The sequence below is a fragment of the unidentified bacterial endosymbiont genome (assembly GCF_918797525.1).
In the GTDB taxonomy this organism is placed as follows: Bacteria; Pseudomonadota; Gammaproteobacteria; order Enterobacterales; family Enterobacteriaceae; genus Enterobacter.
This window is the reverse complement of record NZ_OU963893.1, coordinates 1,406,423-1,424,156: the sequence shown is the minus strand read 5'-3', so window position 1 is coordinate 1,424,156 and position 17,734 is coordinate 1,406,423. Positions and strand designations below refer to the sequence as shown.

The following is a 17,734-nucleotide window of genomic DNA, read 5'->3' as shown; positions in this document are numbered from 1 at the left end:
TCTCGTGCTTTTGCCGCAAGGAACATTGATAATTATCAAGCTAACTCGTTGGGAGTAGGCCTTACCGACCTAATTCGAAATTCGCCGTCGCCATTTGACCCGCTTCATCCATCACCAGCACTTGATATTTGCCCGGTGAATATAATTTCAGTGAGTAATTCGGGCTTCGGCTTTCTGATGGCTCGCCATTTAAAAACCACCATCGTTGCCCTTCCCCTCCACTGGTGGTCAGAGAAAGCGTGATATTCGCCTCGCCCGGAAGACGTTTGATAATCGCCCCATCTCTTATACCTGAAATCATCAGCGGGGCCCCAGTGCTGTTATCCAGCGGCGGACATTCCCGGGAGGATGCAGGCAGTCGGGCGGCCCTTTTTTCCGCTGGGGGAAGCCAGGGTTCAAGCGGCAGCGGCCAGACGTCCAACACATTTTCAGTGGCGTTCGGGCAGTCTGCGGCGACGCGTTTGCCCATTTTATCAACCCAGACGGGGAAACGGATCCCGCGGATACCTTCCTGCCCGGGCAACAACAGGGTAGGAGGTTCACTGCCATCCAGCAGCCATGTCGACAAACGACGGCGACAGTTATTACTCCCTTGCGGCAGAGACTGGCCGCCCGGCCAGCAAATCACTCCCCGCCCTACGCTTTGCGGGCGTGGGTCGCGCGGCAGACGAGCTTCATCTACCGGTGAGCGCGACTGCAGCAGATTATTCACCTGGTTTAACAGCGGTACGGCACTCGCAAAACCAAACTGGCCGGCGACGGGCGTACCATCCGGCCTTCCGGTCCAGATGCCAATCACATAGCGCGCGTTTACCCCAATTGCCCAGGCATCGCGGTAGCCGTAGCTGGTCCCTGTTTTCCAGGCCAGCGGCGCAATCTGCGGCAGTGCGCCGTCCGGCAGCGGCTGGGCTTCACCGGCCAGAATACGGCGAATGATCCAGGCAGAGCCTTGTGACAACAACGGGCGTTCAATCAGCGGGTCGTCCGGCTGGAAGCGCAGTCGCGCCGCTTTACCGTGGCGGGCAAAAGCGCTGTATGCGGCGGTAATGTCCGCCAGTCGCGCCCCGGCCCCGCCCAGAATCAACGACAGATTAGGCTGAGCTCCCGTGGGCAGGAAAAGCGGTAGCCCTGCGTTACTCAGCAAGCCCGCAAAACGTTTAGGTCCGTAGGCTTCCAGCACCTGAATGGCTGGCAGATTGAGGGAACGCACCAGAGCGTCACTCATGCTCACCGGCCCGTGAAATCCGCTGTCGAAGTTCCCTGGGCGATAATCGCCGGTTTTTCGCGGCACATCCTGCAGTAATGAGGCGGGATGGATCAGCCCTTCGTCCAGCGCCATGCCATAGATAAAGGGTTTCAGCACCGATCCCGGCGATCGGATCGCATTCACCATATCCACATGGCTAAAGCGAGTCTCATCGTTGATATCCACCGATCCTACCCAGCCGCGCACTTTCATGTCCGTGTGATCCACGACGATCATCGCCAGCGAACTGCGTGCCGGCAGGCGCGATTTCCAGTTCATGGCCAGCTCTTCAAGCTGTCGCTGCAGGGCGGCATCGAGCGTGGTGACAATTTTGGTGTGGCGGCTTTTATTGAGCATCATGCGTGAAAAAAGCGGCGCCAGCTGCGGCATTTGCCGGGGCGCCAGCCATACCGGTTCTTCACGGGACGCTTTAACCAGGCTGGCGGACCAGACGCCATGGGTCACCATGCGGTCGAGCACTTTGTTGCGCGCCGCCTGCGCCCGTTCCGGCCAGCGGTCGGGACGTAAACGGCTTGGGGCCTGCGGGAGGACCGCCAGCAGCGCCGCTTCTGAATAGCTCAACTGCGAAGGGGGTTTTCCCAGGTAGGTCCAGCTTGCCGCGCCGATTCCCTGCAGCGTGCCGCCAAACGGCGCACGGTTGAGATAGAGCGTAAGAATATCGCGCTTAGAGAGGTGCCACTCCAGCTGGATAGCGCGCCAGAGTTGACGAATTTTACCGCCGACAGTACGCGGATGCGGATCCAGCAGGCGCGCCACCTGCATGGTGAGCGTACTGCCGCCGGACACCACCTTCCCGGAACGGAGATCCTGCCAGGCGGCGCGCAGCACAGAGAACGGATTCACGCCGGGATGCTCCCAGAACCAGCGATCTTCATACTGGATAAGCGCCGCAAGATAGCGCGGCGAAACCTCTTCAATGGTCACCGGATAACGCCATATGCCTTCACTGTCGGCAAAACGCCACAGCGGAGCGCCCCGCTCATCCACCACCACTCTGGCGGGGTTAACCTCTTTGAGAGGAAGCGGCCACAGACGGTCAGCGGCGATCATTAGCCCTGATAAAACGAGAAGCGCTCCCGCCAGCCACAGCCAGCGAGAGCGTATCAGACGCGCCTTTTGCATGTTATGGAACAACAATCAGCGGGCCACTGGCCGCCCCCGTTGCCCGCCACTGCGGCACATACATCGATTCCACCATCGGAACCGGGACCTGGTAGGTTCCCGGCGTGACGGCGCGCGCCAGATAGACCAGCGTGACCGGTTGCCCTTCGTTGACCGGTACCGCCGCGACAAAGCGGTCATCGCGGAATTCCATATGCTGGATGTCCGCCTGCTGCATCTGGATTAGCAGATTCTGCACTTCGCTGCCGCTGTCCTGCAGGCTGGCGCTGCTGGTTGCCAGATTCTGGTTTTCCAGCTCCAGCCCCGCCGGGAGCAGATCCACCACCAGCGCATCCGGCACGTTCTGGCTGGCGTTGACTTCCAGCCATACCAGCACCAGCTCGCCGCTCTTGAGCGAAGAGAGTGATTTACTGCTGCCGTCGGTTGCCAGAATGTGGCGTTCAACCTGCAGCACGTTTGACGATGGCTGTGGCGCATATTCCGGGTAACTGGTGCTATCAAGGCGTACCCAAAGCGGCGCAGTGCCGGTGTTGGTCACCTGCAGCGCAGTAAGCTGGTCGCCGTTAACATTTTGTACCTGTGCTTTATCGCCGCTTAATGCGGTATCAGATAAGGAGGTTTGCGCCTGCCATGCTCCGCTCAGGGTTTGTTGTGAATGCCCTGCCAGGAACAGCGCGTTGCTTTCCTGGGTTGAAAGCCAGCGCTGGCTAAACGCCTGTTCAGACAAAGCGTTCAGCAGCCTGGTTTGCGCATCCGGCAGAAGCCGGTACTCTTCCAGCAAAGAGAGCATAAGGGCATTGTCGCGAAGCGCACTGCCGTAATCCGCCATCCAGTTTTTGCTGTCATCACGCGGTGTCCTGAGCGCTAAATCCAGTGCCTGCTGGCTGCGCGGGGCATCGCCCATTAACTTAAGCGCCATACCTAATTGCATCAGCGGCAGACCCGAAGCCGCTTGATCGTGGCGATCCCAGATTTCACGCAGTGCGCCGAGCGGCGCTTTCTGCTGGCGCGACAGCACCAGCGAAGCGTAGGCCTGCACCGCGAATTTACTCGCCTGGGTGTCGTCGCTGTAGCGGATAGACATCATGCCGGGATCCTGCAGGTAACGCAGCAGGCGGCTATTGGCGTTATTTACCGCCTCGGCCGGCACGCTATAGCCCTGCTCGCCCGCGCGCACCAGGAAGTCTGTAACGTAGGCTGTCAGCCAGTACTCTTCCGGGCCGTTTTTATCCCACAGAGCAAAGCCTCCGTCGTCACGCTGCATTTGCAGGAGGCGGGAGATGCCGACGTCAATCGCCGCGCGACGTTTGTCATCCGCATCACCTTTAATGCCCAGCGCTGAAAGCTGCGCGGCGTTGGTATACAGTGACGGGAACAAGCCGCTGGTGGTTTGTTCCAGACAACCATAAGGATAAGCCTGCAGCTCACGAATATAGCGCGCCAGATTCAGCGGCGGCTTACCACTGAGCAACAGTTGTCCCTGCAACGTGGCCGACGAGAAGCCGTTGATTTGCTGTGCCGGCGCACTCCAGGACTCGCCCGGGTTCAGCATGGCGCCTGTGTTCACCGTTTGAGCCGGGAACGCGGGACGCACGCCAATTTTCCAGTGCTTCTGCAGCGGGGCGAAGGTCTCGCCTGGCAATTGAAGACCCGTAACCTGAGCGCTGATTTCACCGTCGCCGTAGCCCTGGAGCGCACGCACCGGAATAAACATCGTGCTGCGTGCTCCCGGCGGTAGCTCAACGGGCTGCGGCTGGGCGCCTTCCAGGGACAATTTGCCAGTCGCCGTGAGCGCAACATTCAACGTCTGCGGCTGATCGGTCAGGTTGGTGAGATCCAGCGTCAACCGCGAGGTGTCATCGCTTGCCATGAAGCGTGGCGTGTTAAGCCCGGCAATGACCGGCGCGGCGACAGTCACCTTGCTCTCACTGCTGCCGAAATCTTCTTCCGTCCAGGCCTGCGCCATCAGACGCAGTTCGCCGTTAAAATCGCCAATGGGGAGCGTAATGGCGCCTTCACCATTGGCATCAAGCTCAACGGGCTGCGCCTGCTGGGCAATAATCGTGACGTGATTCACCGGAGGCTTACCGCCGCGCTTGAGTTCATCTCCGTCACCACCAAAGCGTAGCGCGGCCATCCGCCCCTGTCCTTCAATCACCTGGCCGTAGATATCATAGATATCCGCGCCATAGCGCTTCTGGCCGAAGAACGCCTGCCAGGGATCCGGCGTGACGTAGTCGGTAATATTCAGTACGCCGCTGTCCACTGCCGACACCAGCACGTTGACTTTTTGCGGTACCGCGCCCTCTTTGACGCTGGCTTTAACCTTCACCGACAAGGTCTGGTTCGGACGCATTTTCGGCACATTTTCAAGGGCGATATTCAGGCGGCGATTTTCGTCGCCCATCGGCAGATGCAGCAGCCCAACCGCGCGTTTTGGGGTGGCCGATTTGGATTTATCGCCAGGGCGCACCACCAGCGTGCTGAGATAGAGATCGTGGCGTCTCCAGGCTTTGTCCACCGGAATAGCGAGATCCAGTCCGTTTGCGGGGACGTCAATCTCTTTCCACCACAGCGGCCCTTCGCTGGTTTCAATCATCGCATAGCCTTTACCCGCTGCCGGGGCGGCAATATGCAGTTGGATAGTGTCACCCGGCGCGTAGGCCGGTTTGTCGATTTTCAGCGTTACCCGGTCAGGGCGAGCAGCGCCGGTACCGTCGCTGTTATCCTGCCAGCTATAGCCCGCCCAGAAGCGAACGCTGCTGACAGTGTCGTCAGGCGCTTTGACTTCCAGGCGATAAGACCCCCACTCTACCGGGAAAGTCACCTTGCCGGTTTCATCGGCTTTGAGATTCAGCGCCTGCTCGCCTTCCACCAGGTCTTTTTGATCAAACTGCGACTCCCAGCCATCGCTTTCAGACCAGTTCCAGTAATAGTCCCGGCGCTCGCGGACCAGGCGAACCTGCAGTCCAGTCACCGCTTTTTTGGCGCCAGTGGCGTCGGCATAAACGATATCAAAACTGGCGTTAGCGTTTTCATCAACAATCGGCTGGTTGACGGTAGTATCGGTGCGGTAGTCATACACCGCCTTGCTGGCAAACTGAGGACGAATACCGGGCAGTGCGGTCGCAGGCCAGATAGCCTGCTCAACGCGACGCGTCACCGGCCGACCGCCCGACTCCAGCAGGCTGGCCTGTAGGATTAGATGCAGAGGTGAATGGACCTCTTTCCACTGGCTTTCGGTGGAGACCTGACCGCGCCCGTGCTCATCCAGCGTTAGCTGGACTTCGTCCAGACTGCGGCTAAGATTTTCCTCGGCGATATCGCCAAACTGGAAGCCCGGCAACGCGCTAACGGCTTCGCGCAGCGGACGCAGGAAAAGCTGGCCCTGCAAAGCGTTTCCGTTAGCCGGCGCGCCATACAGGTAATAGCCCACCACGTTAAAGTCGACGTTATCCTGCACCGAAAGCGGGGTCTTTTGCCCGGTCAGGTTGAGTGCCATACGCTCCGGCATAAAGTCTTCAACATGGAAATCCCATAGCCGTTGCAGGTTGTCACCCGTGTTGGCGCGGATATGCCACATCCCGGTCTGCGCCCCGCTGTCGAGCGGATAATTAAGGCGGTAGAGACCGTTTTCCGGCTGCACCATAAAGGTACGCGCCACCTGCCCGTCCGGGGGCAGCACGTCCAGTTTTACCGGCTGGGCGGGCAGCGGTTTGCCGTCGCTATCGCGCAGTAAACCGTTCAGGACAACCGTTTCGCCCGGGCGGTAAAGGTCGCGAGGACCAAACATAAAGAATTGTTTGTTGTAGCCTGGGCTACCTGCAATGTCGAATTCTGCGAGGTCGAGCGCCGGCAGCTTGAGGTCAAGTAGCGTGGTCTGCCCGTCTTTACGGGCGAGGATCAGCGCGGCCTCTTTATCAGTCTCAAGCTTCGCATGGCCGTCAGCGTCGCTTTTCGCCTCTGCCAGGGTCTGGCCCTTGTCGTTCAACAAGGTAACGGTCACGCCTGACTGCGCCGCCCCGTTTTCCAGGCTCTGGGTGAAGATATCCAGCCGGTTGTGATAGCGGTGAGCGGACAGCCCGATATCACTGAGGGTAAAGAGCGTGGCGGCATTACTGTAGTTGTAATGCCCGGCGGGGTTCATCACCGCGATATAGACGCCGGATTGCTGAAGCGGTTTGATGTCACGCAGCGGCAGTAACAGTTTTTCACGCGTGTTACGCGCCGGATTGAGGTCAAAACGGCCGGTATAGACCAGCTCGGCCATCTTCAGAAGCGTGTCGGATTCCCAGTTGCTCACGGCGCTGCGGTATTCCCACTGGCTCACAAAAGAGGCCAGCGATTCAGGCTTCACGCGGTAGAAATTGACATCCACGTTATTAACGTTGAGCGCCATTACCGGGAGGCCTTCCACCACATTCCCCGGCAGCAGTGAACCCCGGCTGGCAAAGCCGACCGTCGGTTCGATATCCCGGGTGGTCAGGGCTTTTTCATAATCAATGCCGAAGGTGGCTTTGTTGAGGGCCGTTAAGTCGCGCTCAACGGTGACGACCAGATGACGGTTTGGCTCCAGGTGACGCAAACGTAGCTCTTTCAGGTTCGGCGCGAGTTCCCACGCGCCGTCCACTTTGCCGCTTTGCTTATCCACCACGTGCACAGTTTTGGCAAAATCCTGATCGGGATTGAGCGGAACAGAAAACGTCAGCACCAGCGTAGCGGCGCCGTCGAGCTGAACTTCGGAGGCATCCAGCAGAGTGAGTGCTTTACCCTGGCTCTGCGCGGCCAGTTTCGCAAGCATTGCTGCATCGGGTTTTTCCGGCGTTTTTACCGCAGCCGGAGTTGCAGATACCACGGGAGCCGCAGCCTGGGGTTTATCGTTGCTGTTATCACAACCGGCAAGCGTAAACGTGGTGAGTAGCGCGAGTGAGATCGCGGCTAAGCGAAACGGTTTCATCCTGTGTCCCTGGCCCGTTGAGCCTGTTGGTCGTCATCCGAATAAGTATTATCCGCAAGTTTCATTAATTCAAAAAGCGCAATTTGCTGATTTGGAACGCGGCTCGCAACTCGATGCCGCGCGGCAACCCTGCGATGCTACGCCGATCACAAACCCGAAGGTAACATGTTACCTTTCCCGTCATTTGTTTTTAAAACAAGAAGATAGCTGGATAAGCTCGCGTAAAGCCTGCTAGTTTTAAGCGTGAGACGCACCCTGCATGCGCGGTGCAATAAGAGAGATAGCCATGAAACGAGCCGTCAACACCCTACAAAATTTCGGAAAATCATTGTACGGACCGGTACTTATCTTACCCATTGTCGGCCTGTTTATTGCGTTTGGTAATGTGCTGGGTAACGGTAACATGGCCGACTATCTGCCCTTCCTCGGCCACCCGCTGATCCAGAGTATCGGCCAATTGATCGCCAAATCCGCCGTATCGGTGCTGGTGAATCTGGCGCTGGTGTTTGCCGTTGGTATTCCAATTGGCCTTGCGACGCGCGATAAAGGTTACGCCGCCTTGATTGGCCTGGTGGCGTTTGTGGTGTTTATCAATGCCATGAACGTTACCCTGCAGTTGCAGGGCGAGTTGGCGCCCGCAGAGCAGATGAAAGCGACCGGGCAAAGCATGGTACTGGGCGTACAGGTCCTTGAGATGGGCGTCTTTGCCGGGATCCTGACCGGCGCGCTCTCCGGATACCTGTACAACAAATACTCAGGCGTACAGTTTAACGGCGCGATGGCAATTTATTCCGGCCACTGTTTTGTGGCAATTGTCATGTTGCCGGTCTCTATGCTGCTTGGCGTTATCATGAGCGAGCTGTGGCCCTTTGCCCAGCACGGCATTAGCGCGCTGGCGATGGCTATCAAAGGTTCTGGCCCGTTTGGCGTGGCAATTTATGGTTTTCTGGAACGGATTCTGGTGCCGTCCGGCCTGCACCATCTGGTGTATACGCCTTTCCTGTACACCGAGCTTGGCGGTACGCAAGAGGTTTGCGGGGTGACGTATCAGGGCGCCCGCAATATCTACTTCGCGGAAATGGCCTGCCCGCAGGTGAAGCAACTCAGTAGTACCGTCGTGTGGGACGCTCGCGGCATCAGTAAGATGTTTGGCCTGCCTGCCGCCGCGCTGGCGATGTACATAACCGCCAAATCCGAGCGCAAAGCGATCGCTAAAGCCATTCTTATTCCGGCTGCGCTGACCTCCCTGCTGGTGGGCGTAACCGAACCGATTGAGTTCTCCTTCCTGTTTGTCGCGCCGCTGCTGTTCGTGGTGCATGCGGTGCTGACTGGCATCGGCATGATGCTGTTCTCGCTGTTTGGCGTCCACGCTATCGGCGCTAACGGGATTATCGATTTCATTCTCTATAACCTGCCGCTCGGCACCGAAAAATCCAACTGGCCAATGTACATCCTGGTCGGGCTGATGATGTTTGCGCTCTACTATGTGGTGTTCCGCTTCTTAATCTTGCGCTTCAACATGAAGACGCCGGGGCGCGAAGACGAGGATCAGGAGACACGTCTTTACAGCAAACAGGAGTATCAGGCAAAGGGCAATAATGACGCGCTGGGCGAGTCCATCGTCGTGGGCCTCGGCGGGCGAGAAAACATTGAGGTGGTAGATAATTGCTATACCCGCTTACGCGTCACGGTGAAGGACGTCACCCTTATCGACGAGCCGCGGCTCAAGGCGACCGGCGCGAAAGGAATGATCAAACAAGGTAATAACGTTCAGGTGGTCTACGGGCTGCATGTCAAAAAAATGCGAGAAGCCGTTGAGACGTTTCTCTGACAGGAGCTAAAAATGGTTACACCCCCGTTCATTCTCTCTATAGCTGGTGGCGGTAGCACCTATACGCCGGGTATCGTGAAAAGCCTGATGGTGCGACTGCAGGATTTTCCGCTGGCAGAAATTCGCCTTTACGATATCGACGACACGCGTCAGAACACCCTTGCACCGGTGGTGGAGAAGGTTATTCGCGATCACAGCCAGAGCATCAAATTCACCGTGACGGCGGATCCGCAGGAGGCCTTTAGCGGCGCGCATTTTGTTTTCGCCCAGATGCGCGTTGGCCAGTACCGCATGCGCGAGCAGGATGAAAAGATCCCACTGCGCCACGGCGTGGTCGGACAAGAAACCTGCGGGCCCGGCGGGCTGGCGTACGGTCTGCGTACGATCCTGCCGATGGTGAAGCTTATCGATCTGGTGGATCGCTACGCGGATGAAAAAGCGTGGATCGTGAATTATTCCAACCCGGCGGCGATCGTCGCGGAGGGAGTGCGTCGTCTGCGCCCGAATGCTCGCGTGCTCAACATCTGCGATATGCCGGTCGCCGCGATGCGCAACATGGGGGCGATTCTGGGTGTCGATCGCCATAAGCTGGAGGTGGATTACTTTGGTCTGAACCACTTTGGCTGGTTTACCCGCGTGCTGGTGGACGGCGAGGACAGGCTGCCGGAGCTGCGTCGCCATATCGCGAAATTCGGCCTGCTGACGGAAGATGCGGCTAAAACCGACCCGCAGCACTCGGATCCGTCATGGGTCAAAACCTGGCGCAACATCAAGCCGATTATGGACAATTTCCCGGAGTATCTGCCGAACCCGTATCTGCAGTACTACCTGATGCCGAACCAGATTGTCGCGCATCAGAACCCGGACTACACCCGCGCCAACGAAGTGATGAACGGGCGCGAGAAAAAGCTGTTCGCCGCCGCTGAAGAGTATAAGCGTACCGGAATTTTACCGGATGCTTTTCACGTTGGCGTGCACGGGGAGTTTATCGTTGATGTCGCCCGCTCTCTGGCCTTCAACCTGCGCCAGCGCCATCTGGTGATGGTCGAGAACCGCGGGGCAATTTGCAACCTGCCGTACGATGCCGTTGTTGAGGTCCCTGCCTATATAACCTGCGAAGGGCCAGAGCCTGTGCGCGTCGGCCAGGTGCCGCTGTTCCATCAGACGTTATTGCAACAGCAACTCGCCTGTGAGCAACTGCTGGTGGAAGCGACCATCGAAGGGAATTATGAAAAAGCGCTGCAGGCATTTACCCTGAACCGCACGGTGCCCACGATGGAGCATGCGAAAACGATTCTCGACGAGATGATCGAAGCCAACCGCGACTACTGGCCTGCGCTGCAAAAAGCCTGGCAGGACGGCAAAGCGGTAAAAAAATAAGGGGGTGCTCGCGAGCTGAACGTGGTGTTCTTGTCGGTGTCAGAAAAAACATCGACAATGCTTTTTTCACAAAAATGGAGGCACCATGTCCACCTCATTCTTTGTCGCCACCGACTGGCTGGTTGAGCACAGCGACGATCCGCAAGTGCAGATTATTGATGCACGTATGGCCCCTCCCGGGCAAGAGCATCGCGACGTTCCTGCGGAATATCGTGCCGGACATCTTCCGGGCGCGGTATTTTTTGATATTGAAGCCCTCTCCGACCACACTTCCCCCCTGCCGCACATGCTGCCGCGCCCGGAAGCGTTTTCCGTGGCGATGCGCGAGCTGGGCGTCAGCAAAGACAAACACCTCGTTGTCTATGATGAAGGTAACCTCTTCTCCGCGCCGCGCGCGTGGTGGACGCTGAAAAACTTCGGCGTGGAAAAAGTCTCGATTCTGGCGGGCGGGCTTGCGGGCTGGAAGCGCGGCGAGCTGCCGCTCCAGCAAGGCGATGTGACGCTGCCGGAAGGCGAGTTCGACGCGACGTTTGACGCGGATATCGTCAAGCGCCTGACCGACGTGCTGGTGGTCAGCCACGAAAAAACGGCGCAAATCGTCGATGCGCGCCCTGCGCCGCGCTTCAATGGCGAAGCGGATGAACCGCGTCCGGGGCTGAAGCGCGGCCATATCCCGGGGGCCTTGAACGTGCCCTGGGGCGACCTGGTGTTGGAAGGCGAGCTAAAAACCACCGATGAACTGCGCGCTATTTTTGCGCGCCAGGGCGTCGATTTGCATCGTCCGGTGATCGCCAGCTGTGGCTCCGGCGTGACGGCCTGCGTGGTGATCCTGGCCCTCGCCACGCTCGGCGTAAACGATGTCTCGCTGTACGACGGTGCCTGGAGTGAATGGGGTGCGCGTGACGATCTGCCGGTTGAACCCGCCCGCTAATGGATAACCGTCTGGCGACGTTGCTCACCCACGGGGCGTCACTGACCCGCGCCGAGTATCGCGTGCTTGCCCACCTCACGGAGCATCCGCTGCTGGTGGGCAACATCACGGTGCGCGAGCTGGCGCAGGCGACATTCGTTTCAACCGCTACCATTATGCGCCTGTGCCAGAAGCTGGGGTTTAGCGGCTTTAGCGAGTTCATCTGGCACTGTAAACAGCGCCTCATCGATACGCCGCACATTACTGAGCGAGGAACTCCTCTTGCGCAACTGCCCGCGCTGTTCAGCCAGTTTATAGCCAACTATCAGCAGACGTTTCAGTGGGTCACCGAAGAGAAACGCCAGCAGTTTGCCGACCTGCTGCGCCAGAAAGAGAGCTTCTTTCTTTACGGCGCCGGGTTTTCTTATCTGTTTGCCGAGTACCTGACCAAAAAACTGCAGGTGCTGGGTAAAACCGCGTTTATTTCCGGCCCGGGGGATAGCCGGAATATCTTTCTGAGCAACGCGGCGCGTTATCAGGTGTTTATCGCCGTCTCCCGCAGCGGTGAAACGGAGCCGGTGCTGGATAAAGCGAGAATTGCGCAAAACGTGGGGATGACGGTGGTGGCTTTTACCCGCGCCTCGGCGAATACGCTGGCAGAGATGGCAGATGTGCACTTCGCCTTGTATGACGAGGCGGTGCACTACGCTGCCGAAGCCGCTGGCATTACCTCATTCGAGTCGAATCTGGTGCTACTGATGGATTTACTGCTGCTGGAAGCAACGGGGTGAGTACTCACCCCGTTGCGATCAGATAATCCGCGTGGTGTTAAGATCGCGAAGGAACCCGCCCCAGCGACGTTCATAAAACGGCGTAAGGTGCTCGGTAATAAAGTGGCTAATGCCCTTCTCACCTTTCTTCACCTGGCAGATATCAATCGGCTCATCGCCCGGCAGGGTGTCGGTGGCGACGCTACCCGCCGCCTGAACGATCGCCTCGATATCGCCGTCCGCCTCAATACCAATCAGCAGCACCGACGGCTCGTCCGCGTGTTCCTTAATGGAGCAGAGGAACGCCCGTCTCACCGGCTTGAGGGTTTTAAACAGCATGGTCAGGGAGTCAATCATCTGCGCGGGCGGTTCTGCCACTTCAGACAACAGCAGCATTTCGCCCCCCTGGAGCACCTCCTGGGTGCTGAGCGGGTTGCCCTCTTCACCAATCAGGTGGCTGATTTCACGCGGGGTGAACTCTTTCCCGGTCGGCAGTTTGGCGTTGAGGAACAGGGTTTGCCCCAGCGTCATGTCGAAGAGCGTACGCACTGGCATGACCACGAACGCCTGTTCGTCTTCTACCGCATGCTGTAACGCTTCCAGAGAGGTGAAAAACGGGATAACCGAGGCACCGTCGTCTTTTTCCCAGTGCAGCAGATCCAGCGCGCTGTCTTCCACAACCTGCTCGCCTTCCGCCGCCGTGCCCGGTACCCACACGGTGGATTCCAGTAAGGTGCGGAAAAACGCCGGACGGTGGGCAGGCTCGGTCGCCGCCTGCTCCAGCAGGGTTTCTAATTCGTTTTTAGCTTCGAACATAACCGTTACTCTGCCGTCAGCAGATTCGCCACGGTACGCACGCCCAGTCCGGTTGCGCCCGCAGACCACTGCTCAACGCCAGCTTTGCGGTAAGTTGCAGAGCAGTCGATATGCAGCCAGCCTTGATGATAATTCTCAACAAAGTGAGACAGGAAGCCTGCCGCGGTGCTTGCCCCCGCCGGATACGCCGAGCTTGCGGTATTGTTAAGTTCTGCGAAGTTAGACGGCAACTGGCTACGGTGGAACTCAGCCAGCGGCAGGCGCCAGAAGGGTTCGTTTTCCGCCGCAGCGCTCGCCAGCAGGCGAGCCGCCAGCTTATCGTCAAAGCTGAACAGTGCGTGATAGTCGTTACCCAGTGCCGTTTTTGCGGCACCGGTCAGGGTCGCCATGTCGATAATCAATTCTGGCTTCTGCGCAGAGGCGTCGATCAGGCCATCAGCCAGCACCAGACGGCCTTCGGCATCGGTGTTCATCACCTCAACGTTTTTACCGTTGCGGTAGCGAATGATATCGCCCAGCTTGAAGGCATTACCGCTGACCATGTTGTCTGCACAGCACAGATACAGCTTCACACGTTTGTTCAGGCCGCGGGTGATGGCGAAGGCCAGCGCGCCAGTAATGGTGGCTGCGCCGCCCATATCGGACTTCATGGAGTCCATGAAGGCGCTTTGCTTGAGGCTGTAGCCGCCGGTATCGAAGGTGATGCCTTTCCCGACCAGGCAGGCAAAGACAGGCGTTTCTTTGTTGCCGGTTGGGTTGTAGTCCAGCGCCAGCAGTACCGGAGGGCGTTCAGAACCACGGCCCACGGTGTGGATGCCCATATAGTTCTGCTCGCGCAGGTCTTCGCCTTTGGTGATGCGATAAGACATTTTTTCGCCCGCCACGCCGGAGAGGAGGTCAACGGCACGCTGCGCCAACTGTTCCGGGCCTAACTCTTCCGCCGGGGCGTTGATGGTATCGCGCACCCAGTCGATGATTTTCAGGCGGTTTTCCAGCTCTTGCTGACCGGCTTCGTCGAGGTTCGCCCACGCGATTTTGCGGGTGCCTTTCGGGCCTTTGTAGCCTGCCCAGGACGCCCAACTGCGGTCGGTATCCCAGCCTTCGCCTTCCAGAGAGACATGTTTAATGCCCAGGCCGTCAATTTTACGCGCCGCGCGCTGGATAAGATCAGTATCATCCTGGCCGGTAAGGTGCAGGGTAATACCGTCGGTGTTAATGCTGTACGTGGCTTTCTCGCCCCAGCGTGCGTCGGCAGGCTGTGTAGAGAGCGTAATCTTCATCGCTTCGGTCATTTTATTTATCCTTATTCGCAACGAGCAAACGGGCCGCCAGAGGCCGCCCGTTTCATTATCTATTCTGCTTCATCTAACCAGACTAACAGAATCGCCTCCAGAATTTTTTCATTGGATGCGGTTGGATCGTCGTCAAAATCGTCTAAATCGCAGATCCACTGGTGCATGTCGGTGAATCGTACGGTTTTCGGATCCAGATCCGGGTTCGCGTCGTAGAGCGCTTCGCCGATTTCTCGGCTGTCAGTCCATTTTAGTCCCATATCAGTGCTCACGTGCGTGGTTGATGGTATAGCGTGGGAACTCCACGACCAGATCTTCGTCGGTCACCAGCGCCTGGCAGCTTAAGCGGCTGTCCGGCTCCAGACCCCATGCTTTATCCAGCATGTCGTCTTCGTCTTCGGTGCTCTCAGCAAGAGAGTCAAAACCTTCACGCACGACGCAGTGGCAAGTGGTGCAGGCACAGGATTTCTCACAGGCGTGTTCCACTTCGATACCGTTACGCAGGGCAACGTCGAGAATGGTTTCACCGGTATTCGCTTCCAGAACAGCGCCATCCGGACAGAGGTCCGCATGAGGCAAAATAACAATCTTTGGCATACTAAACCTCGTCCACGGACTGGCCTTTCAGCGCGACGCGGACAGATTTGTCCATGCGGCGAGCAGCAAAGTCCTGTGTTTGTTTATCAACGTTTTTAATGGCTTCTTCTATTGCATCAGCGTCATTGCCAGCAGCTACTGCGCTTAAGCGCGCGGCGGCTTCGTCAATCAACTGACGCTCTGCGGCGCTTAACAGCGCGGCATCGGCAGTGAGTGCGCCGGTCAGACTTTCCAGCACGCGTGCGGCTTCAACTTTCTGTTCGGCCAGCATACGCGCCTTAACATCCTGCTCGGCGTAGCTCATTGAGTCCTGAATCATGGAGGCGATTTCGCTATCGGTCAGGCCGTAGGAGGGCTTGACCTGGATGGACGATTCGACGCCGGTGGATTTTTCCATCGCCGTCACGCTCAGCAGGCCATCCGCATCCACCTGGAAGGTGACGCGAATATGCGCCCCGCCCGCGGGCAGCGCCGGAATACCGCGTAGCGCAAACCGTGCCAGAGAACGGCAGTCCTGAACCAGTTCGCGCTCGCCCTGCATGACGTGAATGGACATTGCGGTCTGGCCGTCTTTAAAAGTCGTGAACTCCTGCGCACGCGCCACCGGAATGGTGGTATTACGCGGGATCACTTTCTCCACCAGCCCGCCCATGGTTTCTAAACCAAGGGAGAGCGGAATGACGTCCAGCAGCAGCATTTCGCTGTCGGGCTTGTTGCCGACCAGAATATCGGCCTGAATAGCGGCCCCAACGGCAACCACTTTGTCCGGGTCGATGGTGGTTAACGGTGTACGGCCAAAAAACTCGCCGACACGCTCCCGGACCAGCGGCACGCGGGTAGAGCCGCCAACCATGACCACTTCCAGCACCTCGCCCGCCTCAACGCCCGCATCTTTCAATGCGCGGCGGCAGGCCAGCAGCGTGCGTTTTATCAGAGAGGCAATCAGCTCGTTGAACTGTTCACGGGTGATTTCACCCTGCCAGTCCGCCACGCTGACGCTGACTGACCGGGCATCACTCAGCGTGATTTTCGCCGCGATAGCCGCATCCAGCAGTTCACGCTGTACGCGCACGTCGCTGCGATCGGCAATACCGGCCTGCTCGCGAATGTAGTCGGCTAGCAGATGGTCGAAGTCATCGCCGCCGAGCGCAGAATCTCCGCCCGTCGCCAGCACTTCGAACACGCCGCGGCTTAAGCGCAGGATCGAGATATCAAAAGTTCCGCCGCCGAGATCGTAAACCGCAATCACCCCTTCCTGCCCGGAATCGAGGCCGTAAGCAATGGCAGCCGCCGTCGGTTCGTTCAGCAGACGCAACACGTGCAGGCCCGCCAGACGCGCGGCATCTTTGGTCCCCTGACGCTGTGCGTCGTCAAAATAGGCCGGAACGGTAATCACTACCCCGTCCAGCTCGCCTTCAAGCGTTGCCGTGGCACGAGCAGCCAGCGCCTTGAGGATGTCTGCGGAGATACGAACCGGGTTAAGCAGACCGGCCTGCGTCGCAAGCATCGGCAGGCCGTTTTCACTTGCCTGTAGCTGATACGGCAGATGCGGGTAGCGGGTCTGGATATCGACCAGCGAACGGCCCATCATGCGCTTGATGGAGCTAATGGTATTTGCCGGATCGCGGGCAGCGTTGGCGCGCGCATCGTAACCGACCACGTGCCCCTGCTGCTGGTAATGAACCACGGAAGGCAGCAGATGGCGGCCCTGCTCGTCGGCCAGCGTCTCCGCCTGGCCGCTACGCACGGTCGCCACGAGAGAATTGGTGGTACCCAGGTCTATGCCCACTGCCAGACGACGCTGGTGCGGTGCGGCGCTTAAGCCAGGCTCACTAATTTGTAATAAGGCCATAATTGCTTCCGAAATTAAAAATCGAGCAGCTTTTCTTCGAGTTGTTCAGCACTGCTTCGCAGTTTATCGAGAAAACGGAGTTTGCGCACAGTGTCTGCCGCCACGTCCCACGTCTCATTGTTCAGTTGCTCCGCCATCTGCTGATGGCGAGTATCGAACATACCCTTGACGCGCATAATGAAGCTCTCAAGACGTGCTTCGTCTTTGGCCTGTTCAATCTCATCCAGCTCTTCACGCAGCTCCAGCTGTTCCATTAGAAACGCGGTGTCGCGCACGGTGTGCTGTTCGCTCGCCAGGTCGAAGCCGTGGAGCGAAAGCAAGTATTCTGCGCGCCCCAGCGGATGACGCAGCGTCTGCCAGGCCTGATTGATGGTCGCTGATTGCGATACAGCAGCCCGTTGCTCTGACTGAGTGCCACTGGCGAATTTATCCGGATGATACTGGCGCTGCAAATCCTGGAAACGGATCGTCAGAGCCTGCAGATCAATCGGGTATTGAGCGGATAATCCGAAGAGAGTGAAGTAATCCATAACAATCTCAGGGGTAGCCTGTTAGAACAAACCCCACGCGTAGCAGGTAAGCCACGGTGGGGTTTCGGTTGACGCGCGGTTAAACGTGGAAGCTTTCGCCGCAACCACACTCGTCTTTAACGTTCGGATTCGTGAATTTGAACCCTTCGTTCAGGCCTTCTTTTACGAAGTCCAGCTGAGTGCCGTCGAGGAATTGCAGGCTTTTGCCATCGACCACCACCTTCACGCCCTTGTCTTCAAACACGGTGTCGTCGGACGCCGGTTCATCAACAAACTCCAGTACGTAAGCCATACCAGAACAGCCGGAGGTACGTACGCCCAGTCGCAGGCCGAAGCCTTTACCACGGTTTGCCAGAAAAGAGCTTACTCGCGCGGCAGCACTGTCGCTAAGGGTAATCGACATACTCAAA

Annotated in this window: 13 protein-coding genes; 4 read left to right on the top strand and 9 right to left on the bottom strand. The window is 58.1% G+C overall.

The annotated features are described in order from the left end of the window. Positions 1 to 61 precede the first annotated feature (61 nt). A complete protein-coding gene (gene pbpC, locus NL510_RS06795) occupies positions 62 to 2,389 on the bottom strand; it encodes a peptidoglycan glycosyltransferase PbpC (protein ID WP_253382715.1) in 2,328 nt (775 codons plus the stop codon). A gap of 1 nt (position 2,390) precedes the next feature. Then, positions 2,391 to 7,346 (bottom strand): alpha-2-macroglobulin family protein, encoded by a 4,956-nt coding sequence (locus NL510_RS06790; RefSeq protein ID WP_253382713.1) that lies wholly within the window; start codon positions 7,344 to 7,346, stop codon positions 2,391 to 2,393. A 286-nt stretch (positions 7,347 to 7,632) separates the two neighbouring features. Between NL510_RS06790 and NL510_RS06785 the strand changes: the two genes are divergently transcribed. The 4 genes from NL510_RS06785 to NL510_RS06770 all read left to right on the top strand — a co-directional run bounded on the left by NL510_RS06785 (position 7,633) and on the right by NL510_RS06770 (position 12,258). Further along, a complete protein-coding gene (locus NL510_RS06785; protein WP_253382711.1) occupies positions 7,633 to 9,177 on the top strand; it encodes a PTS transporter subunit EIIC in 1,545 nt (514 codons plus the stop codon). Positions 9,178 to 9,189: 12 nt separating this feature from the next. After that, positions 9,190 to 10,557 carry a 6-phospho-alpha-glucosidase gene (locus tag NL510_RS06780; RefSeq protein WP_253382702.1) on the top strand — a complete coding sequence of 456 codons (1,368 nt, stop codon included), beginning with the start codon at positions 9,190 to 9,192 and terminating at the stop codon, positions 10,555 to 10,557. Positions 10,558 to 10,642: 85 nt separating this feature from the next. Continuing rightward, the gene (gene sseA, locus NL510_RS06775) at positions 10,643 to 11,488 is read left to right on the top strand and encodes a 3-mercaptopyruvate sulfurtransferase (RefSeq protein ID WP_253382699.1); all 846 of its coding nucleotides are present in this window, start codon (positions 10,643 to 10,645) and stop codon (positions 11,486 to 11,488) included. Then, positions 11,488 to 12,258 (top strand): MurR/RpiR family transcriptional regulator, encoded by a 771-nt coding sequence (locus NL510_RS06770; protein WP_253382697.1) that lies wholly within the window; start codon positions 11,488 to 11,490, stop codon positions 12,256 to 12,258. The genes sseA and NL510_RS06770 overlap by 1 nt, the downstream gene beginning before the upstream one ends. Positions 12,259 to 12,276: 18 nt before the next feature. On the opposite strand, the gene sseB is transcribed toward NL510_RS06770, so the two are convergent. The 7 genes from sseB to iscA form a co-directional block, all read right to left on the bottom strand. Next, positions 12,277 to 13,053 (bottom strand): enhanced serine sensitivity protein SseB, encoded by a 777-nt coding sequence (gene sseB, locus NL510_RS06765; RefSeq protein WP_253382696.1) that lies wholly within the window; start codon positions 13,051 to 13,053, stop codon positions 12,277 to 12,279. A gap of 5 nt (positions 13,054 to 13,058) precedes the next feature. Continuing rightward, a complete protein-coding gene (pepB, locus tag NL510_RS06760) occupies positions 13,059 to 14,345 on the bottom strand; it encodes an aminopeptidase PepB (RefSeq protein WP_253382694.1) in 1,287 nt (428 codons plus the stop codon). Positions 14,346 to 14,404: 59 nt separating this feature from the next. Next, on the bottom strand, positions 14,405 to 14,605 hold the full coding sequence (iscX, locus tag NL510_RS06755) for a Fe-S cluster assembly protein IscX (protein ID WP_253382687.1): 201 nt from the start codon (positions 14,603 to 14,605) through the stop codon (positions 14,405 to 14,407). 1 nt (position 14,606) lies between these two features. Beyond that, entirely contained in the window at positions 14,607 to 14,942 is a 336-nt protein-coding gene (gene fdx, locus NL510_RS06750; RefSeq protein ID WP_217187352.1) for an ISC system 2Fe-2S type ferredoxin, read from the bottom strand. A 1-nt stretch (position 14,943) separates the two neighbouring features. Next, positions 14,944 to 16,794: a Fe-S protein assembly chaperone HscA gene (hscA, locus tag NL510_RS06745; RefSeq protein WP_253382664.1), complete on the bottom strand. Its 1,851-nt coding sequence runs from the start codon at positions 16,792 to 16,794 to the stop codon at positions 14,944 to 14,946. 14 nt (positions 16,795 to 16,808) lie between these two features. After that, positions 16,809 to 17,324, bottom strand: coding sequence for a co-chaperone HscB (gene hscB, locus NL510_RS06740; protein WP_253382662.1), 516 nt, complete (start codon positions 17,322 to 17,324; stop codon positions 16,809 to 16,811). 79 nt (positions 17,325 to 17,403) lie between these two features. Continuing rightward, positions 17,404 to 17,727: an iron-sulfur cluster assembly protein IscA gene (iscA, locus tag NL510_RS06735; protein ID WP_253382660.1), complete on the bottom strand. Its 324-nt coding sequence runs from the start codon at positions 17,725 to 17,727 to the stop codon at positions 17,404 to 17,406. Positions 17,728 to 17,734: the final 7 nt, after the last annotated feature.